Origin of the sequence: Janthinobacterium sp. 64 (genome assembly GCF_002813325.1) — a bacterium.
GTDB lineage: Bacteria > Pseudomonadota > Gammaproteobacteria > Burkholderiales > Burkholderiaceae_D > Janthinobacterium.
Genome location: NZ_PHUG01000001.1, coordinates 1,748,206 through 1,773,957, shown reverse-complemented (window position 1 = coordinate 1,773,957; position 25,752 = coordinate 1,748,206). Strand labels below are relative to the sequence as shown.

25 protein-coding genes, 1 pseudogene and 1 riboswitch are annotated in these 25,752 nt (G+C 63.4%); of the genes and pseudogenes, 15 read left to right on the top strand and 11 right to left on the bottom strand.

Annotated elements, in window-relative coordinates:
- Window positions 1–172 precede the first annotated feature (172 nt).
- From CLU91_RS07745 to CLU91_RS07725, 5 genes are read left to right on the top strand one after another with little or no spacing between them, the layout of a single operon-like run.
- A complete protein-coding gene (locus CLU91_RS07745; protein WP_232730665.1) occupies window positions 173–1,015 on the top strand; it encodes a response regulator in 843 nt (280 codons plus the stop codon).
- Window positions 1,012–1,356 carry a hypothetical protein gene (locus CLU91_RS27815; RefSeq protein WP_157814642.1) on the top strand — a complete coding sequence of 115 codons (345 nt, stop codon included), beginning with the start codon at window positions 1,012–1,014 and terminating at the stop codon, window positions 1,354–1,356. The genes CLU91_RS07745 and CLU91_RS27815 overlap by 4 nt, the downstream gene beginning before the upstream one ends.
- Window positions 1,353–2,192, top strand: coding sequence for an HDOD domain-containing protein (locus tag CLU91_RS07735; RefSeq protein WP_100873684.1), 840 nt, complete (start codon window positions 1,353–1,355; stop codon window positions 2,190–2,192). The genes CLU91_RS27815 and CLU91_RS07735 overlap by 4 nt, the downstream gene beginning before the upstream one ends.
- Window positions 2,189–3,670, top strand: a complete 1,482-nt coding sequence (locus CLU91_RS07730; protein ID WP_232730664.1) for an ATP-binding protein — start codon at window positions 2,189–2,191, stop codon at window positions 3,668–3,670. Before CLU91_RS07735 ends, CLU91_RS07730 begins: the two co-directional genes overlap by 4 nt.
- A 14-nt stretch (window positions 3,671–3,684) precedes the next feature.
- The gene (locus CLU91_RS07725) at window positions 3,685–5,028 is read left to right on the top strand and encodes an HD domain-containing phosphohydrolase (RefSeq protein ID WP_100876630.1); all 1,344 of its coding nucleotides are present in this window, start codon (window positions 3,685–3,687) and stop codon (window positions 5,026–5,028) included.
- Here CLU91_RS07725 and CLU91_RS07720 read toward each other — a convergent pair.
- From CLU91_RS07720 to CLU91_RS07700, 5 genes are all read right to left on the bottom strand, one after another.
- The gene (locus CLU91_RS07720; RefSeq protein ID WP_100873683.1) at window positions 5,025–6,350 is read right to left on the bottom strand and encodes an ATP-binding protein; all 1,326 of its coding nucleotides are present in this window, start codon (window positions 6,348–6,350) and stop codon (window positions 5,025–5,027) included. The two genes, CLU91_RS07725 and CLU91_RS07720, sit on opposite strands and share 4 nt — an antisense overlap.
- 87 nt (window positions 6,351–6,437) lie before the next feature.
- Entirely contained in the window at window positions 6,438–7,109 is a 672-nt protein-coding gene (locus tag CLU91_RS07715) for a hypothetical protein (protein ID WP_100873682.1), read from the bottom strand.
- Window positions 7,106–8,116, bottom strand: coding sequence for an MlaD family protein (locus tag CLU91_RS07710; RefSeq protein ID WP_100873681.1), 1,011 nt, complete (start codon window positions 8,114–8,116; stop codon window positions 7,106–7,108). The genes CLU91_RS07715 and CLU91_RS07710 overlap by 4 nt, the downstream gene beginning before the upstream one ends.
- Window positions 8,117–8,168: 52 nt before the next feature.
- On the bottom strand, window positions 8,169–8,984 hold the full coding sequence (locus CLU91_RS07705; protein ID WP_100876629.1) for an MlaE family ABC transporter permease: 816 nt from the start codon (window positions 8,982–8,984) through the stop codon (window positions 8,169–8,171).
- Between the two features lie 72 nt (window positions 8,985–9,056).
- Window positions 9,057–9,932, bottom strand: coding sequence for a LysR family transcriptional regulator (locus tag CLU91_RS07700; protein WP_100876628.1), 876 nt, complete (start codon window positions 9,930–9,932; stop codon window positions 9,057–9,059).
- Window positions 9,933–10,046: 114 nt separating this feature from the next.
- Here CLU91_RS07700 and CLU91_RS07695 point away from each other — a divergent pair, with 114 nt between their 5' ends.
- Entirely contained in the window at window positions 10,047–11,417 is a 1,371-nt protein-coding gene (locus tag CLU91_RS07695; RefSeq protein ID WP_100873680.1) for an MFS transporter, read from the top strand.
- A gap of 7 nt (window positions 11,418–11,424) precedes the next feature.
- Here the strand turns inward: CLU91_RS07695 and ribB are convergent, their stop codons facing one another.
- Window positions 11,425–12,072: a 3,4-dihydroxy-2-butanone-4-phosphate synthase gene (gene ribB, locus CLU91_RS07690; protein WP_100873679.1), complete on the bottom strand. Its 648-nt coding sequence runs from the start codon at window positions 12,070–12,072 to the stop codon at window positions 11,425–11,427.
- 96 nt (window positions 12,073–12,168) lie between these two features.
- Window positions 12,169–12,319: riboswitch (FMN riboswitch) on the bottom strand.
- A 185-nt stretch (window positions 12,320–12,504) separates the two neighbouring features.
- Here ribB and CLU91_RS07685 point away from each other — a divergent pair.
- The 5 genes from CLU91_RS07685 to CLU91_RS07665 all read left to right on the top strand — a co-directional run bounded on the left by CLU91_RS07685 (window position 12,505) and on the right by CLU91_RS07665 (window position 19,443).
- Window positions 12,505–15,348, top strand: coding sequence for a M16 family metallopeptidase (locus tag CLU91_RS07685; protein ID WP_100873678.1), 2,844 nt, complete (start codon window positions 12,505–12,507; stop codon window positions 15,346–15,348).
- Window positions 15,349–15,441: 93 nt separating this feature from the next.
- The gene (locus CLU91_RS07680) at window positions 15,442–15,639 is read left to right on the top strand and encodes a hypothetical protein (RefSeq protein WP_010399555.1); all 198 of its coding nucleotides are present in this window, start codon (window positions 15,442–15,444) and stop codon (window positions 15,637–15,639) included.
- Between the two features lie 144 nt (window positions 15,640–15,783).
- Window positions 15,784–17,367 (top strand): methyl-accepting chemotaxis protein, encoded by a 1,584-nt coding sequence (locus CLU91_RS07675; RefSeq protein ID WP_100873677.1) that lies wholly within the window; start codon window positions 15,784–15,786, stop codon window positions 17,365–17,367.
- 87 nt (window positions 17,368–17,454) lie between these two features.
- A complete protein-coding gene (locus CLU91_RS07670) occupies window positions 17,455–18,324 on the top strand; it encodes a ThiF family adenylyltransferase (RefSeq protein WP_100873676.1) in 870 nt (289 codons plus the stop codon).
- Entirely contained in the window at window positions 18,325–19,443 is a 1,119-nt protein-coding gene (locus CLU91_RS07665; protein ID WP_100873675.1) for a nitroreductase family protein, read from the top strand.
- A gap of 78 nt (window positions 19,444–19,521) precedes the next feature.
- On the opposite strand, the gene pepA is transcribed toward CLU91_RS07665, so the two are convergent.
- Window positions 19,522–20,373, bottom strand: coding sequence for a flocculation-associated PEP-CTERM protein PepA (gene pepA, locus CLU91_RS07660; protein ID WP_100873674.1), 852 nt, complete (start codon window positions 20,371–20,373; stop codon window positions 19,522–19,524).
- Between the two features lie 247 nt (window positions 20,374–20,620).
- On the opposite strand from pepA, the gene CLU91_RS28225 reads away from it, so the two are divergent.
- The 4 genes from CLU91_RS28225 to CLU91_RS07650 all read left to right on the top strand — a co-directional run bounded on the left by CLU91_RS28225 (window position 20,621) and on the right by CLU91_RS07650 (window position 22,199).
- Window positions 20,621–20,794 carry a hypothetical protein gene (locus CLU91_RS28225; RefSeq protein WP_198521277.1) on the top strand — a complete coding sequence of 58 codons (174 nt, stop codon included), beginning with the start codon at window positions 20,621–20,623 and terminating at the stop codon, window positions 20,792–20,794.
- A gap of 229 nt (window positions 20,795–21,023) precedes the next feature.
- Window positions 21,024–21,161 carry a hypothetical protein gene (locus tag CLU91_RS28220; RefSeq protein ID WP_198521276.1) on the top strand — a complete coding sequence of 46 codons (138 nt, stop codon included), beginning with the start codon at window positions 21,024–21,026 and terminating at the stop codon, window positions 21,159–21,161.
- A gap of 129 nt (window positions 21,162–21,290) precedes the next feature.
- Window positions 21,291–21,659: a hypothetical protein gene (locus CLU91_RS07655; protein ID WP_077406755.1), complete on the top strand. Its 369-nt coding sequence runs from the start codon at window positions 21,291–21,293 to the stop codon at window positions 21,657–21,659.
- 81 nt (window positions 21,660–21,740) lie between these two features.
- Window positions 21,741–22,199 carry an acyl-CoA thioesterase gene (locus CLU91_RS07650; protein WP_071326331.1) on the top strand — a complete coding sequence of 153 codons (459 nt, stop codon included), beginning with the start codon at window positions 21,741–21,743 and terminating at the stop codon, window positions 22,197–22,199.
- 88 nt (window positions 22,200–22,287) lie between these two features.
- Here CLU91_RS07650 and CLU91_RS07645 read toward each other — a convergent pair whose 3' ends face one another.
- The 4 genes and pseudogenes from CLU91_RS07645 to fabI all read right to left on the bottom strand — a co-directional run bounded on the left by CLU91_RS07645 (window position 22,288) and on the right by fabI (window position 25,741).
- The gene (locus CLU91_RS07645; protein ID WP_100873673.1) at window positions 22,288–23,694 is read right to left on the bottom strand and encodes a DEAD/DEAH box helicase; all 1,407 of its coding nucleotides are present in this window, start codon (window positions 23,692–23,694) and stop codon (window positions 22,288–22,290) included.
- A 382-nt stretch (window positions 23,695–24,076) separates the two neighbouring features.
- Window positions 24,077–24,598: a helix-turn-helix transcriptional regulator gene (locus CLU91_RS07640; RefSeq protein ID WP_100873672.1), complete on the bottom strand. Its 522-nt coding sequence runs from the start codon at window positions 24,596–24,598 to the stop codon at window positions 24,077–24,079.
- A gap of 5 nt (window positions 24,599–24,603) precedes the next feature.
- Window positions 24,604–24,880: pseudogene (locus CLU91_RS28450) on the bottom strand (hypothetical protein).
- Window positions 24,881–24,952: 72 nt separating this feature from the next.
- Entirely contained in the window at window positions 24,953–25,741 is a 789-nt protein-coding gene (gene fabI, locus CLU91_RS07630) for an enoyl-ACP reductase FabI (RefSeq protein WP_100873671.1), read from the bottom strand.
- Window positions 25,742–25,752 lie beyond the last annotated feature (11 nt).

Below are 25,752 nucleotides of genomic sequence, written 5' to 3'. Positions count from 1 at the left end.
TGGCGGATAAGTGCGGGATTAGTGTCATACGGGAATATTTAGTCGTATAATTTCAGCGCAAGCTGGTTGCCGCGCAAGAGGATGCCGCGCGGCAGATTCCCGCTCCAGGCAAGCTTCCATATCGCCGTGGCGATGAGAGGATGGTCCGATGGATGTGCACGACGAGCATGGTATGCCGGGTACTGCGGTGCTGGCGGCGGACGCCGTACAGCAGCCTGCGGCGCAGCGGCGCACCTTGCTGCTGGTCGATGACGAGCCGAATATCCTCGCTTCCCTCAAGCGCCTGCTGCGGCGCGATGGCTACCATATCCTCACGGCCAACAGCGGCCAGGAAGGTCTGGACGTGCTGGACAGCAATGCGGTCGACGTCATCGTGTCTGACCAGCGCATGCCCGGCATGCTGGGCGCCGACTTCCTGCGCAAGGCCAAGCTGCAGTGTCCGCAAACCATCCGCATCATGTTGTCGGGCTATACCGAGTTGCAGGCCGTCACGGACGCCGTCAATGAGGGCGCCATCTTCAAGTTCCTCACCAAGCCCTGGGAAGACCATCAGCTGCGCGAACATATTGCCGAAGCCTTTCGCCTGAAGGGCATCGACGACGACAATGTGCGCCTGAATGCGCAACTGCGCGACGCCAACCAGGCGCTGGCGGCGGCCAATGCCGCCATGCAGGCGCTGGTGAACCAGCAGCAGCACCAGATCAGCCGCGATGAGGTCAGCCTGGGCATCGCGCGCGAAGTACTGCAATTTCTGCCGCTGCCCGTGATCGGGCTCGACGACGAAGGCATGATCGCCTTCATCAACGCGTCGGCAGCCAACCTGTTCGAGCGGGGCGCGGCCCTGCTGGGCAACGAGGCGGCGCTGGTCTTGCCGCAACTGTTCGACGGGCAGGACACGCCCCGCTTGGCCGCCATCGACGGCCAGCCGTATGTCGTGGCAGTCCATCCGATGGGCTTGCATTCGCGCTCGCGCGGCAGCCTCGTCACCCTGAGCCGTCACGGAGCCGATACATGAGTGAAAGCGTGAGTGAAAGCGGCCGCGAGATTTCCATGGAGCAGGCAAGAGAGGGCATGGTGCTGGCGCAGGCGCTGAGCGACGCCAGCGGCGCCGTGTTGCTGGCCCGTGGCGCCACCCTGACGGCGGCCAGCCTGACGGCCTTGCGCAGGCGCAATGTGGAGCGCTGCCATGTCGTCATGGACGAGGCGCCGGACCCGGCCGCGCAGGCGCATGCCGAGCAGGAACGCTTGCGCCGCCTGGAACGGCTGGCCGTGCTGTTCCGCGCCACGCCGCCCGATTCCCCCGGGGCTGAACTGCTGGCGCTGCTGCAGCGCTACCGGCAAGGGGGCGCGGCATGACACGGCTCAGTTTTGAACATATCATCCGCCAGATACAGGAACTGCCTTCGCTGCCGGTGGTGGTGCTGGAGCTGCTGTCGAGCATGGACCAGGACGATACGGACGTGCATGTGCTGGCGCAAAAGATCGAACTGGACCAGGCCCTGGCCGCAAAGACTCTGCGCATCGCCAACTCCTCGTTCTACGGCATGCAATCGAAGGTCACCAGCATTCCGCAAGCCGTGTCCGTGCTGGGGTTTCACAGCATCCGCACCGTCGTCACGGCCTGCGCCCTGACGGGCAGCTTCGCGCCGGTGGCCGGCGGCTTCGATTTCAAGGCGTTCTGGCGTCACTCGCTGGCCACGGCCATCGCCGCGCGCCTGCTGGCGCCGCACCTGCGCGTCAATCCCGAGACGGCGTTCACGGCCGGCCTGCTGCACGACCTGGGCACCCTGGTGCTGGTGACGCGCTTCCCGGCCGAGCACGCGCTCGTGCGCAGCTACCGCCAGGCGCATGACTGCCAGATGGCCGAGGCCGAACTGGCCGTCATCGGCATCGATCACGCGCAAGTGGGCAGCGCCCTGGCCGCCTACTGGAAGTTTCCCGAGGCGATACAGCAGGCGGTGGCCGACCACCACGCCATCGACCGCCTGGAGGCGGGCGGCTTGCCGCTGGTCGTGCACATGGCCAATGCCGTCGCCCTGGGGCTCGACCTGGCCGGCATCGACGATGCGCTGGTGCCGGCCCTGTCGCCGACGGGCTGGCGCAGCATCGCGCTGGACGAGCCGGCCTGGCTGGCACTGCTGGGGCAAACCGAACACACCTTCGATGAAATGTCGCGGATCATGCTGGCATGAACAAGAAAGAGGCCATGGAAACAGACGCACGAAAGGCATTGCCCGCCACGCCGGAACGCCGCCAGGGCGACACCATCGCGCTATCGGCATTTTTCGACGGCCATCCCGTGGCCACCTTCGCCATCGATACGGAGCATGTGGTGACGCACTGGAACAGCGCCTGCGAACAGTTGCTGGGCTTTACGGCCGCCGAGATGGTTGGCACGCGCGACCACTGGAAGGCGTTTTATCCGCAGCCGCGCGCCTGCCTGGCCGACCTGCTGGTGGCCGACGATATCGCGCTCGGTGAAAATGACCTTTACCTTGGCAAGCTGAAGCGTTCACCCGTCATTCCCGGTGCCTTCGAGGCCGAGGATTTCTTTGCCGATATCGGCCCCGACGGCCACTGGCTGCATTTCACGGCGGCACCCCTGCGCGACCGCCAGGGACGTCTGGTGGGCGCCATCGAAACGCTGCGCGACGTGAGCGAGCGGCGCCTGGCCGAACTGGCGCTGCGCAAGGCGCACGACAACCTGGAACACCTGGTGGCCAAGCGCACGGCCCAGCTGGCCGAAATGAATGAGCGCCTGGCCGACGATATCCGCCAGCGCCAGATCGCCGATCTGGAATTGCGCGAACGTAACCTGGCCCTGACGGAATTGAACAGCAAGCTGTCGCTGGCCCAGCAAAAGCTGCTGCAGTCGGAAAAGCTGGCCTCGATCGGCCAGCTGGCCGCCGGCGTGGCGCACGAGATCAACAATCCCATCGGCTATGTGTTTTCCAACTTCGGCACCCTGGAAGGCTACCTGGACGACCTGTTCAGCATGCTCGACGCCTACGAGGAAGCCGAGCCGGCCGTGGCCGACCCGGTGGTGGCGGCGCGCCTGCGCGCCTTGCGCGAACAGATCGACCTGGACTTCCTGCGCACCGACATACCGATGCTGATGGGCGAGTCGAAGGAAGGCATTTCGCGCGTGCGCCGCATCGTGCAGGACCTGAAGGATTTTTCGCGCACGGATGCGCACCAGGAGTGGGTCTGGGCCGACCTGCGCCAGGGCATCGATACCACGCTCAATATCGTGAATAACGAGGTCAAGTACAAGGCCGACGTGGTGCGCGAATATGGCGATATTCCCGATATCGAATGCCAGCCGTCCGAACTGAACCAGGTGATCATGAACCTGGTCGTCAACGCGGCCCACGCCATGGGCGAGGAGCGCGGACGCATCACCTTGCGCACGGGCAGCGACAACGCGGCGGAGGTGTGGATCGAGGTCGAGGACACGGGCGGCGGCATCGCGCCCGAACACCTGTCGCGCATCTTTGATCCCTTCTTTACCACCAAGGCCGTCGGCAAGGGCACGGGGCTGGGCCTGTCGCTGGCCTACACCACGGTGCAGAAACACCATGGCCGCATCGACGTGCGCAGCATCATCGGCCGCGGCACCACCTTCCGCATCACCTTGCCCGTGCGCCAGGCGCAGGCCGCCGTACCATGACCGAACAGGACAGCATGAGCATCAGTACCAGCACCAGTACAAGCACCAGCGCCAGCACCGCGGCCGCGCCGCCGACCATCCTGTGCGTCGATGACGAACCGAATATCCTCTCGTCGCTGCGGCGCTTGTTCCGCCCGCACGGCTACCGCGTGCTGACGGCCGACGGCGGCGCGGCCGGCCTGGCCCTGCTCGAGAGCGAGACGGTGGACCTGGTCATTTCCGACATGCGCATGCCGTACATGGATGGCGCGCAATTCCTGGCCCAGGTGCGCCAGCGCTGGCCCGGCACCATCCGCTTGCTGCTGACGGGCTATGCCGACATCCAGTCCATCCTCGACGCCATCAACCAGGGCGAAATCTACCGCTACGTGACCAAGCCGTGGGACGAAAACGATATCGTGCTGGTGGTGCGCCACGCGCTGGAACGGCGCGCGCTGGAGCAGGAAAAACTGCGCCTCGAAGCGCTGACGGCCAGCCAGAACGTGCAGCTGCAGGCGCTCAACGCCAGCCTGGAAGCGAAGGTGGCCACGCGCACGCAGCAGCTGAAACAGTCGCACGACGAGGTGCAGGCGGCCAATGAACGCCTGAAAGCCACGTTCGTGACGACCATCAAGGTGTTTTCCAACCTGATCGAGATGCGCGGCGGCAAGCTGGCCGGCCATGCGCGGCGGGTGGCCGAGCTGTCGCGCAAGCTGGCGCAGGCGCTGGGCCTGGAAGGGCAGGAGGCGCGCGACGTGTTCATCGCGGCCCTGCTCAAGGATATCGGCAAGCTCAGCTTGAGTGACGATGTGCTGGAACTGCCGGCCAGCGCCTGGACGGGCGAGCAGCTGGCCGCGTTCCGCAAGCATCCGCTGCGCGCCGAACAATTATTGATGGCGCTCGACGAGCTGCGCGCCGTCTCCGTCATCCTGCGCTCGCAGCTGGAGCGCTTCGACGGCGGCGGCTTTCCCGATGGCCTGGTGGGCCTGGCCATTCCCATGGGCGCGCGCATCCTGGCGCTGGCGTCCGACTACGACGGCTTGCAGATCGGCGCCATGGTGCAGCGCAGCCTGCGCGCCGACGAAGCGCGCACCCTGATCTACGACAGCGTCGGCAAGCGCTACGACCCGGCCGTGGTGGCCGCTTTCCGCAGCATCATGGAAGAGACGGAGCCGCCGGCGCGCGACCTGACCGTGCTGTCAGGCCAGCTGGAGCCGGGCATGACGCTGTCGCGCGACCTGATCAGCCGCGACGGCCTGATGCTGCTGGCGGCCGAACACGTGCTGACGGCCCGCGTGATTTCCCAGCTGCTCGATTTCGAAGGCAAGAATGGCGGGCGCCTGAGCATCCGCGTGTACGCGCCGCCGAAAGACGCCTAGGCCTTCGCGGCGCCAGGCGGCTGCAGCGGCAGGTGCACGGTAAAGCGCGTGCCCTGGCCCACTTCGGACGCCACCTCGATGCGCCCGCCATGCTTGTTGACGATGCCATATGACAGCGACAGTCCCAGGCCCGTGCCGCTGCCCACGGCCTTGGTGGTGAAGAATGGCTCGAAGATGCGGTTCAGGTGCTCGGGTGCGATGCCGGCGCCCGTGTCGCCGATTTCCACCCACACCCAGTCGCCCGCGTGGCCCGTGCGGATGCTGATCACGCCGTCGCTGCTGATGGCCTGGCCCGCGTTGACGAGCAGGTTCATGAAGACCTGGTTCAGCTGCGAGGCCAGGCACAGTATCTGCGGCAGTTCGCCATAGTGTTTCTCGATGCGCGCCTTGTATTTCAATTCGTTGGCGACGATATTCAAGGTGCTGTCCAGGCCCGCGTGCAGGCTGGCCACTTGCCAGTCCGTCTCGCCCACGTGGGAAAAGTCCTTCAGCGCCTGCACGATGTCGCGCACGCGCTTCAAGCCATCCATCGATTCGCGCACCAGGTCCACCATGTCGTCCTGCAGGAAGGCCAGGTCGGCCTGCGCGCGTACCTCGGCCACGCGTGCGGCCAGGGCAGGGCCGTCGGGCGTCTCGCGCATCGCCGCTTCATATTGCCCGATGACGCCGAACAGGGTGCCGACGTAGCCTTGCAGCGAACTCATGTTGGAATTGACGAAGCCGATCGGGTTGTTGATTTCATGCGCGATGCCGGCCGCCAGCTGGCCGATGGAAGCCATTTTTTCCGATTGCAGCAGCTGGTCGTGCGCTTCCTGCAACTTGCTGATCAGTAGTTGCTGTTCTTCGCCGCGCGCCTGCAGCATCGCTTCCATGCGCTTGCGTTCCGTGATGTCCGTCAGCGAGCCGATCACCTCGAACGGCACGCCATGCTCGTCGCGCACCAGGCGCAGGCTGTCGTGCATCCACAGATAGCTGCCGTCGCGCACGCGGAAGCGGTATTCATAGGCGCGCGCGCCTTCGACGAAGATCTGCGCCAGGCTGGAAAAGATGCCGGGCGCATCGTCGGGGTGGATGTGGTCGAACCAGAAGTTGGGGTCGGCCACCATCTCCTCGGGCTGGTAGCCCAGCACGTTCAAGGCATTGTTGCTGACGAAGGTCATCTTGAAGTCGCCGCTGGGCACGGTGCAATAGATGATGGAGGGCGTATTGTCGAGCAGGTATTGCAGGCGTACGGCCGTGGCGGCCGGTGTGTCATCGGCCGGCGGCCCCTCGCCGTGCTTGCCGGCCTCGGGGGTGGAAAAGTCGAAATCCTCGAACTGCATCGTCACACCTCGCTGCCTGCACGGCATTGCTGTCATCCTGGCTGAATTATGCCTGATTCTGCCTGCCTTGGGCCGCCATCGGCACGTTCAGGGGGCCAGCGGCTGCTCGATGATCGCCATGCGCCGCGCAATGCGCTGCGCCGCTTGCGTGTCGCCCGCCTGTTCGGCGCGCAGGCGCTGCCCGCCCAGCCACGCCAGCAACGGGCGGCGCCAGCCCTGGTCCGAGGCGGTGGCCACGGCCGTATCGAGCAGCGCCGGCGTGGCGCGGCCCGAGCGCAGCAGCACGCCGGCCGCCACCAGCTGCGACAGCGGGTCAGCGATGGCCGCCACGGCGCTGGCGGCGGCCGTGTCCGAGCCGGCAGCGGCTGGCGCGCGCTGCGTTTCCGGCAGCAGGGCGATGTCGGCCACCTGCGCCTTGCCGGCCAAGTAAGCCGCATACGCGCGGTCGGCGTCGTTCGCGTCGGCGCGCAAGGCCTCAAAGCCGGCGCAGTCCTCGAAGGCCAGGCTGGCCACGCGCGCGGCGCAGCGCAGCAGTTCGATGCGCGCCACGAGGTCAAGCTTGCCCGTGCCGGCCACCTGGCTGCGGGCGCGCCGGAATTCCGTCTGCTCGACCAGGGCGTTGCCATTCAAGTAAGCCGCTTGAAAGCGCTCGATGGAACTTTGCGCATTCATCTTCCAGTCCGGCACGGGCGGGCCGCTGGAGCAGGCGGCGAGCGCGGTCAGGGTCAGTGCGGACAGGGTGACGTTGAGTTTTCTCATGGCAGTTTGATCTCCGGATTGCGCTTGAACGGCCATTTGCGGTTGATGTCATTGACCAGCTGCTCGACCTTGCGCAGATTGCTTTCCACGTCCGCGCGCAGCGGGCCCAGGTCGGCTGTGGCCGCTTTGGCGTTGGCGCCCACGGCTTGCGCTTCGACCAGCACGGCGTCGACTTTTTTCAGGCTGGCGCGCGTGTCGGCCAGCAGCGCGTTCAGCTGCACGATGGTGGCCTGCGCATCCGTCATCACGCCCTTGTCGCCGAAGACGCGCGTGTCGGCATTGGCCACCAGGCCATCCGTGCGGCGCGCCAGCTGGTCCGCCGTGACCAGCAGGGCGTTGGCCCGCTCGACCAGCAGGCGCGACTGCTTGTCGTCGCCCGTCAGCAGACCCATGGCGCCGCCCGGGCCGCTCAGCTTGCCCGTCACCGCCTGCACATTGCGCAGGGTGCCGTCGAGCGCGGAATCGGTGCCCGTCAGGTTGCCCAGGTTGTTCAGCAAGTCTTTCGCGGCGGCCAGCAGGCGCGGGATTTCCGCCGCCATGTCGCCCACCAGCAAGTCGCGCGTGGCGTCGTCGGGCAGCGGCGGGTCCGTCAGGATGCCGCTGTAGGCGCGCAGCTTGGCGCCGCCGACGATGCCCCGCTCCAGCGTGAAGATGGAGCTGCTGCGCAGCCAGTGCGCATCTTTGCGCGGCACGTCGATGATGACGCGCGCGCGTCCGTCCGGCGCCAGTTCGATGCGCTGCACGCGGCCGATGGGAAAGCCGGAAAAGGTCAGGTCGGCGCCCACGCCCACGCCGTCCGAATCGTCGGCCGTCAGCACCAGCGTTTGCGTGGCTTCGAAGGCGCCGCGCGCATACATCAGGTAGACGACGGAGCCGACCACCAGCACGAACATGAAGACGAGCAGGATGGCCGCCTTCAGTTCGGCGTGGCGCACGGGCGGCGGGGCGGGCAAAACGGCGTCGGGCGCCGTGACGTCGGTCTGGTCGGGATTTGGAGGTTGGCTCATGGCTTCTGGCTCTCGTATGGGTGGTTCGGGGATCGCTGGCGGCGGCGGGGCATCAGTAGTAATTGCCCATCAGCGAAGCCACTTCGATCAGCAGGATGACGGAAAACAGGCGCAGCATTTCGGACAGGCCGTGCGCGGCCCACAGCCGGTTGCGCCGGCCATGCGGCTCCTCCGGATAGTATGACGAGGCCAGCGGAATCAGGGCCACGGCAAAGCTGAAGAAGATGACCTTGAGCATCAAAATCAGCGCCACGGCCGGATTGAAGATCTGCCCGACGACGCGCGTGTAGCCTTGCAGCGCCCACGGCGTGAAACCATAGATGGTGACATACGCGAGGATCAGCGAGGTGACGCAGCTGACGATGGCCAGCATCCACACGGCGAAGATGCCGGACATGACGCGCGGAAAGTATTCGCGGCGCAGCAGGTCGACGCCCTGGCGCTGCATGGTATCGAGCATGCCGGACGAGCGCATTTGCGCGAACGCAATGCCGTCGGGCAAGGTCAGGCGCAGCGCGACGAACAGGGCGGCCGTCAGCGGTATCAGTTCCAGCACCAGCACGCGCACCACCATTTCCAGCGCATAGCGCGACAGGCCGTAGCTTTGCGCGCTGACGACGACGATGCGTATCAGCACCAGGCTGACGAGCGCGCAGGCCACGCTGAACCAGACCAGGTTCGGCGCCGTATTCGTCACCAGGCGGTGCGCGAGGATGGGGCGGTTGTCGCGGTTATAGCTTGACGGCGACAGGGCCAGCGAAAACACGAGGGTGGCGAAATGCAGCATGCGCCACCAGCTGACCAGCCAGGCCATGGTGGCCCGGTGCAGGCGGCGCAGGCTGATGATGAGGGAGACGGATAGGGTCATCATGGCATCTTAACATTGGATGCGTTCGATACAAGCGATTGTCCAGCCGTGCGGCCGTGCCTGGCAAGCCCGCTATTGGCCGGCTGCGCTGGCCACGCTGGCAATGATGGCGTCGGCCGCCGCGCGCACGCGGGCAGAGCGGTTCAGGTCGGCATGCATGACCAGCCATACGTCGTAGCTTTCCGCCCGCTCGGGCCAGATGCGCACCAGTTGCGGGTCGATGTCGCCCAAGTGGGTGGCCAGCTCGGCCACGCCCAGGCCCGCGCGCGTGGCTTCCTGCAGCATCGCCGCCGAATTGACTTCCATTGCGACGCGGGCGTTGGCGACGGATTCGCCGGCGATTTTGTCGCCATGGCGCGGCGTGACGGAATGGTGGTAGATGACGATGTCGTGTCCGGCCAGCGCCGTGCCGCGCACGGGTTCGCCCCGCTCGGCCAGGTAGCTTTTTGACGCGTACAGGCCCAGGCTGCGCTTGACCAGGTGGCGCGAGATCAGATCCGGGTCGGTGGGGCGCACGCCGCGCACGGCCAGGTCCGCTTCGCGCCGCGTCAGGCTGGCCAATGCCGGCGCCACGTTGAGCACGATGCGGATGTCCGGGTGGGCCGCGTGCAGCTGCTGCATGGCGCGGATGACGAAATGGCTGGCCATGGTGTCGGTGGTGGCCACGCGCACCAGGCCGCTTAAACGGTTGTCGACGCCCTGCATCTCGCGCTGCATCTTGTCGGCCGCTCGCTCCATCGCTTCGGCGGCCGTGAGCGCCAGTTCGCCGGCCGGCGTGGGCACGTAGCCCGACGGCGTGCGCAGGAACAGGGTGGCGCCCAGCGAGCTTTCCAGCGCGGCCAGGCGGCGCCCGCAGGTGGCCTGGTCGATGCGCAGCAGGGCCGCCGCGCCGCGCAGGGTGCCGGCCCGGCCGATGGCCAGAAAGATGCGCGCGTTATCCCAGTCCATTCTGTTGTCCTTTTTCATGATGCATTTTTGCATCAAGGTGCCGATTTTATGCCTGTTTACTGCATCATGCAACGCTCGCATAATGGCTGCCCTTCTGTCTCTGCAAGGAATACCATGTCTGCCCCCACACCGCGCCGCGCCAGCGGCTTGATCTTGCTGACCCTGGCTTTCGGCTTCGTCATGGCGATGATTGACGTCACGGCCGTCAACGTGGCCTTGTCCGATATCGCGCTGGATTTGCGTATCCCGCTGACGGGCCTGGTCTGGGTGGTCGACGGCTATACCCTGACGTTTGCCGCGCTGCTGCTGGCCGGCGGCGCGCTGGCCGACCGCTACGGGCCGAAAGCCGTGTACCAGGGCGGCCTGGGCATCTTCATCCTCGGCTCGATTTTGTGCGGCGCCGCCCCTGATGGCCACTTCCTGACGGCGGCGCGTTTGCTGCAGGGCGCGGGCGCGGCCCTGTTCATGCCCAGCTCGCTCAGCCTGCTGACGCACAGCTTTGACGACGAGCGCGAGCGCACGCGGATGCTGGGCGCCTGGTCGGCGCTGGTGGGCGTGGCCGGTGCGTCCGGCCCCCTGATCGGCGGCATCCTCGTGCACCAGTTCGGCTGGCGCAGCGTCTTCTGGGTGAATGTGCCGCTGGGCGTGCTGGCCATCGTCATGGCGCAAGTGCTCTTGGCGGCGCCAGCGCGCCAGCCGCGCGATTTATCGCTGTTCAGCCATGCGCTGGGCGTGGCGGCGTTGGCGGGTCTCAGTTTCGTGCTGATCGAAGGGCCCGTGCTGGGCTGGCTGTCGCCCGGTGTGCTGGCGGCGGGGGCCTTGACGGTGCTGTCGGCCGGGCAATTGCTGCGGCGCGAACGCAGCGGCAGCCATCCGCTGTTGCCGCGTGCACTGTTTCACAGCAGCAGCTTTGGCGCGGCCAATGGCGTGGGTTTTTTGATCAATTTCTGCGTGTTTGGCCAACTGTTCTTGTTGAGCCTGTTCCTGCAGCAGTCGGGCGGCGCCGACGCCTTGCAGTCGGGCTTGCGCCTGCTCCCTATGATGGCGGCCTATACGGTGGGTAATTTCATGGCGGGAAGTATCGCGGCGCGCCATGGCACGCGCTGGCCCATGCTGGCCGGCTTGCTGGTGGGGGCCGTCATGGCCTTGTTGCTGATGGGCTTGCGTCCGGGTACGCCGTTTGCGCTGCTGGCGCTGGGCACGGCCATCATGAACGTGGCCATCGGCATCGCCATTCCCGCCATGACGGCCACCGTGATGCGGGTGGCCGGCAAGCAACATGCGAACAGCGCGGCGGCGGCCCTGAATGCGAACCGGCAAATCGGCGCGCTGGTGGGCGTGGCCCTGATCGGCAGCATCCTGCACATGGTGCCGGACTGGTCGCTGCGTTTGCCGCTGGCCTACGCGACAATTGCCGTCGCGTATGGCCTGGCGGCGGGCCTCGTCTACCGGCACGTGCATCTGCCGAAGGCCGTGGCCGCCTGAAGAGCGCTTACTGTTCGCGCGTGCTGCGCCATTCCACCAGTTCTTCGATGGTGAGTATCGGCATGCCGTGCAGTTCGGCGAAGCGCTCGATATCGTCGCCGCGCATCATGCTGCCGTCCGGATTCATCAGCTCGCACAGCACGGCGGCCGGGTTCAGGCCCGCCATGCGCGACAGGTCGACGGAGCCTTCCGTGTGGCCACGGCGCTCGAGCACGCCACCGGGCGCGGCGCGCAGGGGAAAGACGTGGCCGGGGCGCACCAGGTCGGCCGGCTTGGCGTTCGGCGCGATGGCGGCGCGGATGGTGGTGACCCGGTCGGCGGCCGACACGCCCGTCGTGACGCCGTCGCGCGCCTCGATGGAAACCGTAAACGGCGTGCCGTAGCGGCTGCCGTTGTCGGGCGACATGGGCGGCAATTCCAGCGCGCTGACGACGTCGGTGGGCAGGCACAGGCAGACGATGCCGCTGCATTCGCGGATCAAGAGGGCCATGGTTTCATTCGTGAGTTTCTCGGCAGACAGGATCAGGTCGGCTTCGTTTTCACGGTCGAAATCGTCGAGCAGGATGACGGGAATGCCGGCGCGCATGGCGGCCAGGGCGGATTGGATGCGACCTTCGAGGTCGCTGGAAAGCAGGGTATAGCTGTTGACTAACATGGTGAAACGCTCCTCGCATCAGCGAAAAACGCAACAGGGCAAGCGAATAGACGCAGCAGGCCGCATCGACAGGTCGAGCGGACAATCGCGTTTACTGCACATCTTCTTTCATCCGGACTATACCGTCGGCTCTGGAGTCACACCAGATCTGCTGACCCTGCCAAACGACGTTTGACAGGCGCTCGCGGGCTTGACCGTTGCCGGTCTTACCGCCGGTGGGGAATCGCACCCCGCCCCGAAGACGTATTGTTGTGCCGGTCCACATGACCGGCGGCAATACTTTAGCACAACTGAAAAAAGCTGGCAGGTCACTGTTGAGTTTGTCATTCGGCGAAGTTGCCTGGGGAAAGCCGTTTTTCCTAAGCTGTTTTTAATGGCGGAAAGACGATTTCAGTGTAAGGTATGCCTACTGAATCTTACCGTTGAGAATACATGAAGCTGAGTAAATTACGCCTGATCTCGGGCGCCGTCTTGCTGGCGTGCGCCTGCATGGCCCAGGCGGAAATCCGTTTGAGCGATCCCCTGCCGCTGGCACCAGAAGTGACTGTAGGAAAATTGCCGAATGGCTTGACCTATTACATCAAGAAAAATGCCCGTCCCGCGCAGAAAGTGGAATTGCGCCTGGTGGTGAAAGCCGGTTCCATCCTGGAAGATGACGACCAGCAAGGCCTGGCGCATTTCACGGAACACATGGCCTTCAATGGCTCCACGCATTTCAAGCGCAATGAACTGATTTCGTATTTGCAATCGATCGGCGTGAAGTTCGGCGCCGACCTGAACGCCTACACGAGCTTCGATGAAACCGTGTACGTGCTGCCGATTCCGACGAACAAGAAGGAAAACCTGGAAAAGGGTTTTCTCGTGCTGGAAGACTGGGCGCATGGCTTGAAGTTCAATCCGGCCGACATCAACAGCGAGCGCGGCATCGTGCTGGAAGAGGCGCGCCTGGGCAAGGGCGCCAGCGACCGCATGAACAAGGTGCTGTATCCGAAGCTGCTGAACGGTTCGCGTTATGCCGAGCGCATGCCGATCGGCAAGGAAGCCGTCTTGAAAACGTTCAAGCCGGAAGCCATCAAGCGTTTCTACAAGGATTGGTACCGGCCCGACCTGATGGCCGTGATGGTGGTCGGTGACGTGGAGCCGAAACAGGCTGAAAAACTGATCCAGCAGCATTTCGGCAAGCTGAAAAACCCCGCGCAACCGCGGCCGCGCCTGTATGCGGAAGTGCCGCAGCGCTCGCAGACGGAAGCGCTGGTGATCACGGACAAGGAAGCGCCGGACGACACCGTCTTCATCCGCTATCCGATCCGCGCCGCGCAAGAGGCCGTCACCATTGCCGATTACCGCCGTCAGATGATCGAAAACCTGTATGGCCAGATGCTCAGCGCGCGCATGCAGGAATTGACGCAGCAGGCGAACCCGCCCTTCATTCAGGGCGGCAGCAGCATGGGCAAGCTGGTGCGTGGCTACGAATCGTTCAGCGCGTATGCCTTGCTGGGCAAGGGCGGCGTGCAGCCGGCCGTTGATGCGCTGGTGCAGGAAGATGAGCGGGCGCGCCGTTTCGGTTTCAGCCAGGATGAGCTGGACCGCGCGCGCAAGAACATGCTGCGCAATTACGAGCGCGCGCACAGCGAACGCGACAAGTCCGATTCTGCCGGTTTTGTGGCCGAGTATTCGCGCAACTTCCTGGAGCAGGAAGCCATCCCCGGCATCGCCAATGAATTGCTGTACGCGCAGGAACTCTTGCCGCAGGTAACCTTGCAGGAAGTCAATGAGACTGTCGCCAGGGTGATTCCCGACCAGCAAAAGAAACTCGTCGTCTTCATGGGCGCCGAGCCGAAAGCAGGCGATACGGGTTCGGCTGTGCCGACGCAGCAGCAATTGCTCGACGCGGTGGCGCAAGCCGAGCGGCAAAAGGTCGAGCCGCGCACGGAAAAAGTGCTGGCCAGCAAGCTGATGGATGGTCCGCCGGCCGGCGGCAGCATCGTCGCTGAAAAGCTCAATAGCGCCATCGGCGTCACGGAACTGACCCTGGGCAATGGCGTGCGCGTGCTGCTCAAACCGACGGATTTCAAGAATGACCAGGTGCTGATGGGCTCGACCCGCTTCGGCGGCCAGTCGCTGTTCGGCGACGCCGACATCTATAACGCCCGCTATGCCAGCGCCGTGGTCGGCAGCATGGGCTTGAAGGATCTGGCGCCGCTGGACTTGCAAAAGGTGTTGGCCGGCAAGACGGTCAATGTGGGCGCTTCGCTGGGCGAACTGAGCGAAGGCTTTGGTGGCTCGGCCAGCAGCGCCGACGTGGAAGCCATGCTGCAACTCGTGACCCTGTATTTCCATGAGGTGCGCAAGGATGCGGGCCTGTACCAGTCCTTCATCGGCAAGCAGCAGGACCTGGCAAAAAACAGCATGGCGCAGCCGGAAGCCGTGTTTTACGATACCGTCCAGCACGCCACGTTTGGCGACAACCCGCGCGTCGATGGCGTGCCGCGCGCGGCCGATTTCGACAAGGTGGGCCTGGACCGCTCGCTGGACATCTTCCGCCAGCGCTTTTCCAGCGCGCGCGACATGACCTTTATTTTTGCAGGCAGCTTCGAGCTCGACAAGATCAAGCCGCTGATCGCCAGCTACCTGGGCACCTTGCCCGTGGGCGAAGTGGCGCACGCCTACCGCGACGTGGGCATGCGCCCGGTGAGCGGGATCGTCAAGAAAGATATCTACATGGGCAGCGAGCCCAAAAGCACGATTTCCATCACCTTCAATGGCGACGTGGCGTATTCGGACGAGCAGAAGCTGACCTTGCAGGCGCTGGGCGAGGTGCTGAACCTGAAAGTCATCGAAGTGCTGCGTGAAAAGATGAGCATGATCTACGGCGGCGGCTTCGAAACTTCCATGGGCCAGCATCCGTACGGCCATTATTCGGTGGCGCTGAACTTGCCGACGGGGCCCGAAAACGTGGACAAGGTAATCGCTGCCGCGTTTGCTGAAATGAACAAGATGAAGGCCGACGGACCATCGGCGGCCGACCTGGAAAAAGTCAAGCTGAACTGGATCACGCGCCAGCAAAAGTCGCTGCGCGAAAACCGTTACTGGATGAGTCAGTTGATGGGTTCGGTGACGCAGGGCCGCGACCCGGCGCAGATCCTGCGCTACGAGCAGCGCGTGCGCGCCCTCACGCCGCAAGCCATCAAACAGGCGGCGCAGCGCTACCTGGACATGCACAACTATGTGCAGGTGGTAATGTACCCGGAACGCAAGAATGTTGCAGTAAAGTAATCTTCATTGTTGAAACGCAGGGGCGGCAACGTGGCGAAGCTGTTAAACTGCTGCTTATTGATGTGATCGCAATTTGACAAGCAAGGAAATACGATGGCTAAGAAAGAAGAACTCGATCCGGAAACCCTGGAATTGATCAACTGGTGTATCGAAGTCGAAGGTTTCCTGGTGGCCGGCGGCGCCACTGTGGCGCAGGCGCAAGATCACATCGAAGAGCAGGTCGAGTGGTTTACCGACCAGTTCTACGATGGTTTGACCCCGGAAGAGGCGGCCAAGGAAGCGCTGGCGTGATCCGCCAGTAACAAGCGAGCAGGAACAAAGCGGGCGGTGCCTGCCGGGCATCAGCTTGGTAGCGACGCCCGCTTTGCTTTTCTGAAAAGATTTCCATATGGAAATTGTTTATAATTCCACATTTTATTCTTTACCCAGGCTCCCATGACACTCCGTTCGCGCATTCTTCTCCTGTGTTTCAGCACCTTGCTGGGCATCGTCCTCATCGCTTCATTCTCCTTGTACTCCCTGCGCCAGACCATGATGGCGGAAAGGGTCGAGCAATTGACGGTGCTGGTGGAATTGGCCAATGCCTCGGTGGAAAAGGCGTATGCGCAGGAACAGTCGGGCAAGCTCACGCGTGAACAGGCCCAGCAGCAGGCCAAGCTGGCCATCGGCAGCTTCGTCAAGGATGAGATGTATTATTTCGTGCGCGATTTCAGCACCGACTTGTTGTACGTACACCCAAATCCTGCGCGCATCGGCACGCCGCAAAAGAACATGAAGCAGTCGGGCGACCGCTACCGCGTGGCCCTGGCCAGCAGCCGCATCGGCCTGGTGCAGGCGGATGGCACGCGTCCCGGCGTGAAAGACCCGGTGGCGAAGATGTATGCCGTGGTGAAATTTGCGCCGTGGGACTGGCTGATCGGCACGGGCACCTACATCGATGACATCAACCACAAGTTCTGGGCCCAGGCCGGCGTGCTGCTGGCCATCGGCGGCGCGCTGATGCTGGTGGTGGGCGGCCTGGCAGCCCTGATGCTGCGCCGCATCCTGGGCCAACTCGGTGGCGAACCCGACTATGCAGCGGCCATCGTGGCGCAAATCGCCAAGGGCGACCTGACCACGCACATCGACACGCGCCCTGGCGACACGGACAGCCTGTTGATGGCGATCAAGGCCATGCGCGACAACCTGGCCCATCTGGTGAGCCAGGTGCGCAACGATGCCGATGCCATTTCCACGGCGTCGGGCGAGATTGCCTCGGGCAACCACGACCTGTCGGCGCGTACGGAACAGCAGGCGGGATCGCTGGAAGAAACGGCCTCGACCATGGAAGAGATGACCTCGACCGTGCGCCAGAATGCGGACAATGCGCGCCAGGCCAACCAGCTGGCCATTTCTGCCTCGCAAGTGGCGACGCAGGCGGGCGGCGTGGTGAGCCAGGTGGTCGACACCATGGGCGCCATCAATGCCTCGTCGAAAAAGATCGGCGACATCATCGCCGTCATCGACGGCATCGCCTTCCAGACGAATATTTTGGCCCTGAATGCGGCCGTGGAAGCGGCGCGCGCGGGCGAGCAGGGCCGTGGCTTTGCCGTCGTGGCCAGCGAAGTGCGCAACCTGGCGCAGCGTTCGGCTGCCGCGGCCAAGGAAATCAAGCAATTGATCGACAGTTCCGCCGAGCAAGTAGGTGCCGGTGAAAAACTCGTGGCGCTGGCGGGCGAGACGATGGAAAAAGTCGTTTCCAGCGTGCAGCATGTGACCGATATCGTGGCCGAGATTTCCTCGGCCAGCGCCGAGCAGAGCGCCGGCATCGAGCAGATCAATCAGGCCATCGTCGAGATGGATAACATGACGCAGCAAAACTCGGCCCTGGTCGAGCAGGCGTCGGCGGCGGCGCAAGCCATGAACGAGCAGGCGGCCGGGCTGGCGCAGATCGTCAGCGTGTTCAAGGTGGGCGCAGCGGCGCCGGCAGCGGCGGCGCTACAGCGCAGTGTGCCTGCGGCGCGGCGCCTGACGCGCTAAGCACTTTTTTCTGTCATACGGGGAACTTATCCTCGGCTCACCTGTCCAAACTTTTTCGTCCGCAAGGGACGCACAGAAGAGGTGAGCATGACAGACGGTTTTTCGTATCACGCGGCATTTGCCCGCAACCTGGGCTGGGTCACGCAGGCGGAGCAAAACAGCTTGCGTGGCAAGCGCGTGGCCATTGCCGGCATGGGCGGCGTGGGCGGCGTGCATTTGCTGACCCTGGCGCGGCTGGGCATCGGCGCTTTTCACATTGCCGATTTCGACACCTTCGATATCGCCAACTTCAACCGCCAGGCGGGCGCCATGATGTCCACCCTGGGCCAGCCCAAGGTGGCCGTGCTGGCGCAGATGGCGATGGACATCAATCCCGAACTTGAGATTAAACAATTTCCTGACGGCATACACGACAGCAACCTGGCCGAGTTTTTTGCCGGTGTCGACCTGTATGTGGACGGCCTGGATTTCTTTGCCTTTCCTGCGCGCCAGGCCACCTTCGCCACCTGTGCGCGGCTGGGCATCCCCGCCATCACGGCCGCACCGCTGGGCATGGGCACGGCCGTGCTCAGCTTCATGCCCGGCGGCATGACGTTCGAAGAGTATTTTGGCTGGGGCGACTTGCCCGAGGAAGAAAAAGCGCTGCGCTTTCTCGTCGGGCTGGCACCGGCGGGCTTGCACGGCCCCTACCTGGTCGACCCGTCGGCCATCAACCTGAAGGAGCGGCGCGGACCGTCGACCATCATGGGTTGCCAGCTGTGCGCGGGCGCGGCCGCCACGGAAGCTCTGAAAATTTTGTTAAAACGCGGCAAGGTGATGGCGGCGCCGCACGGCATGCATTTCGACGCCTACCGCAACAAGCTCGTGCGTACCTGGCGTCCCGGTGGCAACCGGCATCCGCTGCAACGCCTGACGATGGCCATCATCAAGCGGCGCCGCGCGGCGCAGGGGGCATAAATGGCGCAAGCACCGCAGATCGCGCAGATCGATTCTGTGCTGGAAAACATCCTCGACCAGGCGCGCTGGGCCCCCAGCGGCGACAACACGCAGCCGTGGCGCTTTGAAGTCGTGGGCCCGCGCCATGTCGTCGTGCATGGTTTCGATACGCGCAGCCACTGCGTGTACGACCTCGACGGCCATCCCAGCCAGCTGTCGCTGGGCGCCTTGCTCGAAAGTATGGCGCTGGCCGCCAGCGGTCACGGCTTGCGCATGGAAGCGCGCCGGCGCGGCGGCTTGCCCGACACCTTGCCCACGTTTGACGTGCGCTTGCTCGACAGCCCCGGCATGCTGCCCGACCCGCTGGCGGCCTTCCTGCCGCAGCGCAGCGTGCAGCGGCGACGGCTCAGCACGCGCCGTCTGCGCGCCAGCGAAAAGGCGGCGCTGGCGGCCAGCTTGCCACCCGGCTACAGCGTGCAATGGTTCGAAGGCGGGCGCATGCGCCTGGCCTGCGCGCGCCTGATGTTCGACAATGCGAAGCTGCGCCTGACCATGCCCGAAGCGCACAAGGTACACCGCGACGTGATCGAGTGGGGCGCGCGCTTCAGCAGCGACCGCATCCCGGAACAGGCGCTCGGCGTGGACCCGATGACGGCGCGGCTGATGCGCTGGGTCATGCACAGCTGGCGCCGCGTGGATTTTTTCAATACCTGGCTGGGAGGCACCATTGCCCCGCGTCTGCAGATGGACTTGCTGCCTGGCCTGTATTGCGCTGCGCATTTCGTGCTGCTGGCCGAGGCGCCGCCGCGCCACATCGACGATTATGTGGCGGCGGGCAGGGCCATGCAGCGCTTCTGGCTGACGGCCACGCAGCTGGGCCTGCAGTTGCAGCCGGAACTGACGCCGCTGATCTTTGCCCGCTATGTGCGCGAACGGCGGGCCTTTTCGCGCACCGATGGCATGCAGGAAATGGCGCAGGAGCTGGCCGTGCAATGCCAGGCCGTGTTGGGGGCGGCGGCGTTCGACCGGGCCGTGTTCCTTGGCCGCATCGGCGCCGGCCCGGCGGCCCAGGCGCGCTCTTTGCGCCGGCCGCTGCACGATTTGCTGGTGGCGCCGGCCAACGGCAGAACGCTTGCGTGAACGGCATGGGTTTGCCGGTTGCCGCAGCGAAAAAAGCCGCTGAGGACATCAGCGGCTTTCAGGTGGGATGATCGCATGTCAAGCCTGGCGCTGCCCGCCTTGCTGGCGCTGCCCGCCTTGCTGGCGGCGCGCAGTCATGCCCAGGCCAAACAGGCCGATGCCGAGCAGGGCGATGGTGCCTGGTTCAGGTACTGCTGCCTGGAATAATTCCAGGCCGCCACCATCGGCCATCGCAACGAAACTGTCGGTCAGGCTGCCGCCGATGAAGCTGTTCGTATTCCCGCTGAGGGACTCCAGCGGGAAAAACGGGTTGGGGTTGATGAAAAACAACTGTCCTTGCGGCGTCAATGTGGCGTTAAGCAAAGCCTTGAAGTCGCCCTGGGCCAGGCCGGCGAAAATGTGGGCTTCGCCCACGTCGAGCGTGTAGGTCACGATCGCAAAGTCATCCCCGGAGACACCACCCACATTCACCGGCGAGCCTGCCACGTTACTGATCGACAGTGCCGTGTCCTGGTTGGGGTCGATGTACAAGGTCATGGTCAGTGTTTGAAAGTTGGCGTGGATCCCGCCAGCGAGCGTATCGGCCTGGCCGGTGATGGTAAACAGGCCATACATGCCATAGCCATTGAGGGCGTTCAGTTGCGATGGAATGCTGCCGCCATTCGGGCTGCCGAAAGCGGCCTTGGTCAGAAAGCCTGTTTCAGTGAAGGGGTCGTTGCCGCCACCTAAACCGCCAACGATGGTTTGTTCGACGCGCGCGTGATATTCAAAGCTGATGCGGTCGGCCACCACCTGATTGGCTGCGGTACCGGGGACGGAACCTTCGTTGACGGTAAACAAAGGACCAGCGAGTGCGGGTGCACTGATCAGCGCGGCGCCGATGGTGGCCGCGGAGAGAGCGAGACGCAGGAATGAGGACAGCGTTTTCATGGCATTTCCTTCAGCGTGAGGGTTGATCGGACCAGGTCACTGTGGCGAGTGCCTCAGATAACCTCATACGCCCTTGAAGCAGAATTTGTACCATGTGATATTTGCATTTGAAATCAACAGCTTATGAAAACAGGGATGCCGTTTTTCGTACTTGTGTAAAAAAAATCGACGTTTTACCCTGCCATGGCGCGGCTCGCGGGCGCCAGCCTTTCCTGTCATCGGCTAGAGTGGGGCAAAGGAGGCCACCATGCAACTACCATCCCGTCATGCCCCGCTGCGTGCGCATAGTACGCCTGAACCGGATATCCCGCCGCCACCCGAAGGCGATCCGCTGATGCCGCCACCGGAACAGCCGCCGCACACGGACCCCGTGCCCGTCGAGGAACCGACGCCGCCGCCGCCGCCCGTCAAGATGCGTTGAGCAAGTCGTCGCGCACCTGAGCGCCGAGGCCACTGCCGCGCGCCGCTTATTTTCTTTTCGGAAATGGATTGTGCGGGCGGCGGGGTCGTCACGCCAATTAAACAACAAAAATGCCAATAAACATTGCCGAGTGGATATAAATCAAGCGCTAACTGCTGTGTGTCATGTGGCCGTCACGATTCTGTTCTTATAATGAGACATCATAAAAATTCTTGTACAGGAGACCATCATGGGCAATTCCTTGCATAACAAAATCTACCTGGGCCGGCGCCCTGTGATCACCAGCAAAAACCTCGCAGCGCTGGTATTGGCGGGCGCCGTGGCTGGCTGCGGCCTGGCGTGGCTGCTGCTGCGCAGCTACAAATAAGCGCGCTCCACGCGCATTTTCAGTACGCCATCCGTGGGGTGGAGGGCGACTGAATCACGTTGCCTGTTGCCGATGCGCAGCGGGGCGCGTACCATGGGGGCCGAACACCTGGCCTTTTATGGAAAAGTAATGAAGAACGAGAAATTAACAACCGATGAATATGACGCGCTGGAGCAAGTTGCACGCGGCATCAAGACCGAGCGCCCCAGTGCTTGCGTTGCCCGCAATGCCAAGCGCCTGTCCGGCCTGAAGCTGCTCAGCTATGCACGCGATGGCCGTCTGTCCATCACGGATAAGGCACAACAACTGCTGTTCCTGCGCCGCTGCATCATGGGCTTGCGCGCCGTCGCTGCCGATCCATTGACCAAACTGGATACGGAAGTGGCTTACTTCCTGGGCAAGAAAGCCCACATCGTGGCGCGCGCCGAAGGCGAGGGGCACGACATTTCCGACAAGGGCCGCGACTCGCTGGCCGACATCGACACCCTGGGTCTTTAAGGCTCACAACCGGCCCCTGGGGCCGGTTTTCACATCTTCCCTCACTTTTAATTCCCCTTGGAGAACACTTTGGACAGCGCGATGAACTGGTCGGCCCACGAACTGACGATGACGGTCCTGATGACGCCCGATATGGCCAACTTTTCCGGCAATGTGCACGGCGGCACCATCCTGAAATACCTCGACAGCGTCGCCTACGCCTGCGCCAGCCGCTATTCGGGCAGCTATGTGGTGACCTTGTCGGTGGACCAGGTGATGTTCTTGCAGCCTATCCACGTCGGTGAGCTGGTGACGTTCCTCGCCTCGATCAATTACACGGGCACGACCTCGATGGAAGTGGGCATCCGCGTGGTGACGGAAAACATCCAGCAGCGCCTGGTGCGCCACGCCAACAGCTGCTATTTCACGATGGTGGCCGTGGACGCCAACCGCAAGCCCGTGGCCGTGCCGCCGCTGGCGCTGGAAACGCCGGAGCAGCAGGTGCGCTTCGAGCAAGCCAAGCTGCGCAAGCTGTCGCGCCAGAAGGTGTCAAAGAAATAAATGCAGCGGACATGAAAAAACGGCCACCAGAGTGATCTGGTGGCCGTTTTTTTATTGCCTGCCGCCTGTTGGCGGCATGGCGCCGTGATTAACGGTCGCCGTAGCTGCGGCGTGCGCCGTCGGTGCTGCGCGGGTTGGAACCCTTGTAGCCGCCGCCGGTGCTAGGTGCGCCGTCTTTGCGTGGTGCGCCTGGCTTGCTGAACGTGCGTTGCGCTGGCTTCGCGCCGCCACGGTTGTCGCCTGGTTTCCAGCCGCCTGGACGGGCGCTCGAACGTGGTGCCGACGCCGTTTTCTTAGGCTCGAAACCTTCGATGACATTGACCGGGATCAATTGCTTGGTGAAGCGTTCGATGCGCTTGACGTTCATGCCTTCAGCGTGGTTCACCAGCGAGATGGCCAGGCCATTGCGGCCAGCGCGGCCGGTACGGCCGATGCGGTGGACGTAGTCTTCCGGGAACTTCGGCAGATCGTAGTTGAACACGTGGGTGATCGTCGGTACGTCGATGCCGCGCGCGGCAACGTCGGTGGCGACCAGTACTTTGACCTGGCCGCGACGCATGCCGTCCAGGGTGCGGTTACGCGCGCCCTGATGCATGTCGCCGTGCAAGGCGGCAGCGGAGAAACCGGCGATGTTCAGACGGTCGGCGATGGTGTCGGCGTCACGCTTGGTGGCGGTAAATACAACTGCCTGGTCCAGCGATTCGTCGCGCAGCAGGTGGTCCAGCAGGCGATTCTTGTGCGACAGATCGTCGACGAAGTGGACGCGCTGGGTGATGTTTTCATGCTTGTTCGACGAACCGGCGATCTGGATGACCAGCGGGTTTTTCGTGATGCGGCGGGCCATGTTGCCAACCACGCCGTCCAGCGTTGCCGAGAACAGCATGGTTTGACGGCCTTCTGGCGTCGCGTCCACGATTTTTTCGATGTCGTCGATGAAACCCATGTCCAGCATGCGGTCGGCTTCGTCCAGCACCAGGATTTCCAGTTGCGAGAAGTCGATCTTGCCCGAGTCCATGTGGTCGATCAGACGGCCAGGGGTGGCGACCAGAATCTCAGGATTCTTGGCCAGCAATTGCATCTGTTTAGGATAAGGCATGCCACCCAGGATCGACACAGCCTTGATGCGGCGGATGCCGGTGCTGTACTTGTCGGTGTTGGTGGTCACTTGCAGGGCCAGTTCGCGCGTTGGCGTCAGCACCAGCATTTTTGGCTGGGCAGCCTTGAAGCGTGGACGCTCGCCGCGGGCGCGCGATGCTTGCATTTCCTGGTTAGGCGTCTTGCCGGCGGCGCTTTGTTCGGCGCTGGCCAGTTTGTGCAACGATGGCAGCATGAAAGCTGCCGTCTTGCCCGAACCGGTCTGCGACGAGACCAGCAGGTCACGGCCTTCGATCGCGGCTGGAATCGCTTGCGACTGTACCGCGGTTGGCGCGGTGTAGCCCGATTCGGTCAGAGCGGCGATGATGGACGGATGCAGGCCTAAGGATTCAAATGTCATTCTTTTCTTTCGTAAAAATCAGCGTTCTTGCAAAAAGCAGAACGCAAAATAGCAACGCCAACCAAAACGAAATGACTCAACTAGAAAGAAATTTCGGCACAAAAGCTTTGCGCCGGGACGGTGTCAGGTGCGACACACAAGGCGGGAGGGCTTTATAAGCGGCATCCTGTGGATGCGCTAAGGCTTGCGAAGCTGCTAAGTTTGTAATTGCATGTTACTGCGGTGTTGCCATCGCTTCAAGCGAACATATTGCAGCGCACAACGACACTATACCGTATTTGCCGTCGTTTTGCACGGTCTAAATGGGAAGAAACGACAGTCCTACCACGTTTTGAACATGTTTCCTATGTGAAATAAGTAAGAATACGTAGTTTTCGTTGATTTAATTGAGCATGGCCACGATGTCGGCGGGCAGCTGGGTTGCTTGTGCCGTTTCCCTGGCCAGGTTGATTTGCCGGGTTAGCTGCGCCAGTTCGGTCAGGCTGGGTTCCAGCTGATATGTGCCCTTGGCATGCAGCCATGCCAGCACGTCGGCCAGGTGCCAGATGCTGGCGCTGCCCTCATGCACGGGCATGGGGAAGCTGTGGCGGTGTTTGCTCATCAGCTTGTGCAGGTTTTGCCGGGACAGGCCCAGTACCTGCGCCACGTCGGTCAGACCCACGAAGTCGGGCGCGGCCTCGACCAGCTCGGCTTCGGGCACGATGGCTTTGACGTCGGCCAGGGCGCTCAGCAGCGCTTCGTTGGCATTGCTGGCCTCGCGCGTGAATTCCAGCGCCAGGCGTCCCGCTTGCCCGATGCCGACCAGGGCGTCGTCGCAACCGCCGCTGCCCAGGCGCTCGGCCAGCGCGTCGAGGTCGGTTACGTGGTCGGGCAGGCGGTACTTGAGAGTAAAGATGTAATCCATAATTGTTACCCCCTGGGTTTGCGTTGCATGCAGTCGTGCATCAGTTTATTCAAAGCGCAATTGTCGACCACTCGCCGGATCGCCCGCGCGTGGTTGCCGGGATTCTTTGGCGTGCTCCAGATGCAGGCGATGCAAAACTCGCCGCAGCGGCAGCCGTCGTCATTGTAGGGGCGAGATTTTCCCCCAAGCATGACTGCCACCGACTTCCACTCTCCAGCCCTGGCTTTCCGCGTGGCGCAGCGCCGCTTCGATTTCTTTCTTGGGATGCGAGGAGCGCGCCATGTGGTGTCTCCAATGTAGGTTAATATTTTTCGGTTGTCAAGTGACAACCGATAAATATCGACCATCACCGCATTACTCTACTTCGGGATTGACGGCCATCACTTGCGAAAAACCGCCATCGACGTAGGTAATCTCGCCCGTGATACCGGAGGCCAGATCGGACAGCAAGAAGGCGGCCGTGTTGCCGACCTCTTCGATGGTGACGTTGCGGCGCAGCGGGGCGTGTTCTGCCACAAAGCCCAGCAGTTTGCTGAAATCCTTGATGCCGGAAGCGGCCAGGGTCTTGATGGGGCCTGCGGAGATGCCGTTGGCGCGGATGCCGCGCGGGCCCAGCGATTCAGCCAGGTAGCGCACGGATGCTTCCAGCGATGCCTTGGCCAGGCCCATGGTGTTGTAATAGGGCACGGCGCGCACGGCGCCCAGGTAGGTCAGGGTCAGGACCGAGGCGCCCGGATGCAGCAGCGGCAGGGCGGCCTTGGTCATGGCAGGAAAACTGTAGGCGGAAATGTCATGCGCAATGCGGAAGCTGTCGCGCGACAGGCCGTCAAGGAAGTCGCCGGCAATCGCCTCGCGCGGCGCAAAGCCGATGGCGTGTACCAGGCCGTCCAATTGATCCCAGTGGCGCGCCAGGTCGCTGAAGACGGCGCTGATCTGTTCATCGCTGGACACGTCACAGTCGAAGACCAGTTCGCTGCCGAATTCGGCCGCAAATTCCGTGATGCGTTCCTTGAAGCGCTCGCCCACATACGTGAAGGCGAGGGTCGCGCCTTCGCGGTGGCAAGCCTTGGCGATGCCGTAGGCGATGGAGCGGTTCGACAGCAGGCCCGTGATGAGGATTTTTTTGCCTTGCAAGAAAGCCATGACGACTCCTG

Excerpts from the sequence above, each read along its gene's own strand:
- CLU91_RS07700 (WP_100876628.1), bottom strand. The coding sequence starts at position 9,932 with ATGGACTGGGATAACGCGCGCATCTTTCTGGCCATCGGCCGGGCCGGC.
- CLU91_RS07715 (WP_100873682.1), bottom strand. The coding sequence starts at position 7,109 with ATGAGAAAACTCAACGTCACCCTGTCCGCACTGACCCTGACCGCGCTC.
- CLU91_RS27815 (WP_157814642.1), top strand. The coding sequence starts at position 1,012 with ATGAGTGAAAGCGTGAGTGAAAGCGGCCGCGAGATTTCCATGGAGCAG.
- CLU91_RS07640 (WP_100873672.1), bottom strand. The coding sequence starts at position 24,598 with ATGGATTACATCTTTACTCTCAAGTACCGCCTGCCCGACCACGTAACC.
- fabI (WP_100873671.1), bottom strand. The coding sequence starts at position 25,741 with ATGGCTTTCTTGCAAGGCAAAAAAATCCTCATCACGGGCCTGCTGTCG.
- CLU91_RS07695 (WP_100873680.1), top strand. The coding sequence starts at position 10,047 with ATGTCTGCCCCCACACCGCGCCGCGCCAGCGGCTTGATCTTGCTGACC.
- CLU91_RS07670 (WP_100873676.1), top strand. The coding sequence starts at position 17,455 with ATGACAGACGGTTTTTCGTATCACGCGGCATTTGCCCGCAACCTGGGC.
- CLU91_RS07710 (WP_100873681.1), bottom strand. The coding sequence starts at position 8,116 with ATGAGCCAACCTCCAAATCCCGACCAGACCGACGTCACGGCGCCCGAC.
- CLU91_RS07745 (WP_232730665.1), top strand. The coding sequence starts at position 173 with ATGCCGGGTACTGCGGTGCTGGCGGCGGACGCCGTACAGCAGCCTGCG.
- CLU91_RS07645 (WP_100873673.1), bottom strand. The coding sequence starts at position 23,694 with ATGACATTTGAATCCTTAGGCCTGCATCCGTCCATCATCGCCGCTCTG.
- CLU91_RS07680 (WP_010399555.1), top strand. The coding sequence starts at position 15,442 with ATGGCTAAGAAAGAAGAACTCGATCCGGAAACCCTGGAATTGATCAAC.
- CLU91_RS07655 (WP_077406755.1), top strand. The coding sequence starts at position 21,291 with ATGAAGAACGAGAAATTAACAACCGATGAATATGACGCGCTGGAGCAA.
- CLU91_RS07730 (WP_232730664.1), top strand. The coding sequence starts at position 2,189 with ATGAACAAGAAAGAGGCCATGGAAACAGACGCACGAAAGGCATTGCCC.
- CLU91_RS07720 (WP_100873683.1), bottom strand. The coding sequence starts at position 6,350 with ATGCAGTTCGAGGATTTCGACTTTTCCACCCCCGAGGCCGGCAAGCAC.
- CLU91_RS07675 (WP_100873677.1), top strand. The coding sequence starts at position 15,784 with ATGACACTCCGTTCGCGCATTCTTCTCCTGTGTTTCAGCACCTTGCTG.
- CLU91_RS07665 (WP_100873675.1), top strand. The coding sequence starts at position 18,325 with ATGGCGCAAGCACCGCAGATCGCGCAGATCGATTCTGTGCTGGAAAAC.
- CLU91_RS07650 (WP_071326331.1), top strand. The coding sequence starts at position 21,741 with ATGAACTGGTCGGCCCACGAACTGACGATGACGGTCCTGATGACGCCC.
- CLU91_RS07725 (WP_100876630.1), top strand. The coding sequence starts at position 3,685 with ATGAGCATCAGTACCAGCACCAGTACAAGCACCAGCGCCAGCACCGCG.
- CLU91_RS07705 (WP_100876629.1), bottom strand. The coding sequence starts at position 8,984 with ATGACCCTATCCGTCTCCCTCATCATCAGCCTGCGCCGCCTGCACCGG.
- CLU91_RS07735 (WP_100873684.1), top strand. The coding sequence starts at position 1,353 with ATGACACGGCTCAGTTTTGAACATATCATCCGCCAGATACAGGAACTG.
- ribB (WP_100873679.1), bottom strand. The coding sequence starts at position 12,072 with ATGTTAGTCAACAGCTATACCCTGCTTTCCAGCGACCTCGAAGGTCGC.
- CLU91_RS28225 (WP_198521277.1), top strand. The coding sequence starts at position 20,621 with ATGCAACTACCATCCCGTCATGCCCCGCTGCGTGCGCATAGTACGCCT.
- pepA (WP_100873674.1), bottom strand. The coding sequence starts at position 20,373 with ATGAAAACGCTGTCCTCATTCCTGCGTCTCGCTCTCTCCGCGGCCACC.
- CLU91_RS07685 (WP_100873678.1), top strand. The coding sequence starts at position 12,505 with ATGAAGCTGAGTAAATTACGCCTGATCTCGGGCGCCGTCTTGCTGGCG.
- CLU91_RS28220 (WP_198521276.1), top strand. The coding sequence starts at position 21,024 with ATGGGCAATTCCTTGCATAACAAAATCTACCTGGGCCGGCGCCCTGTG.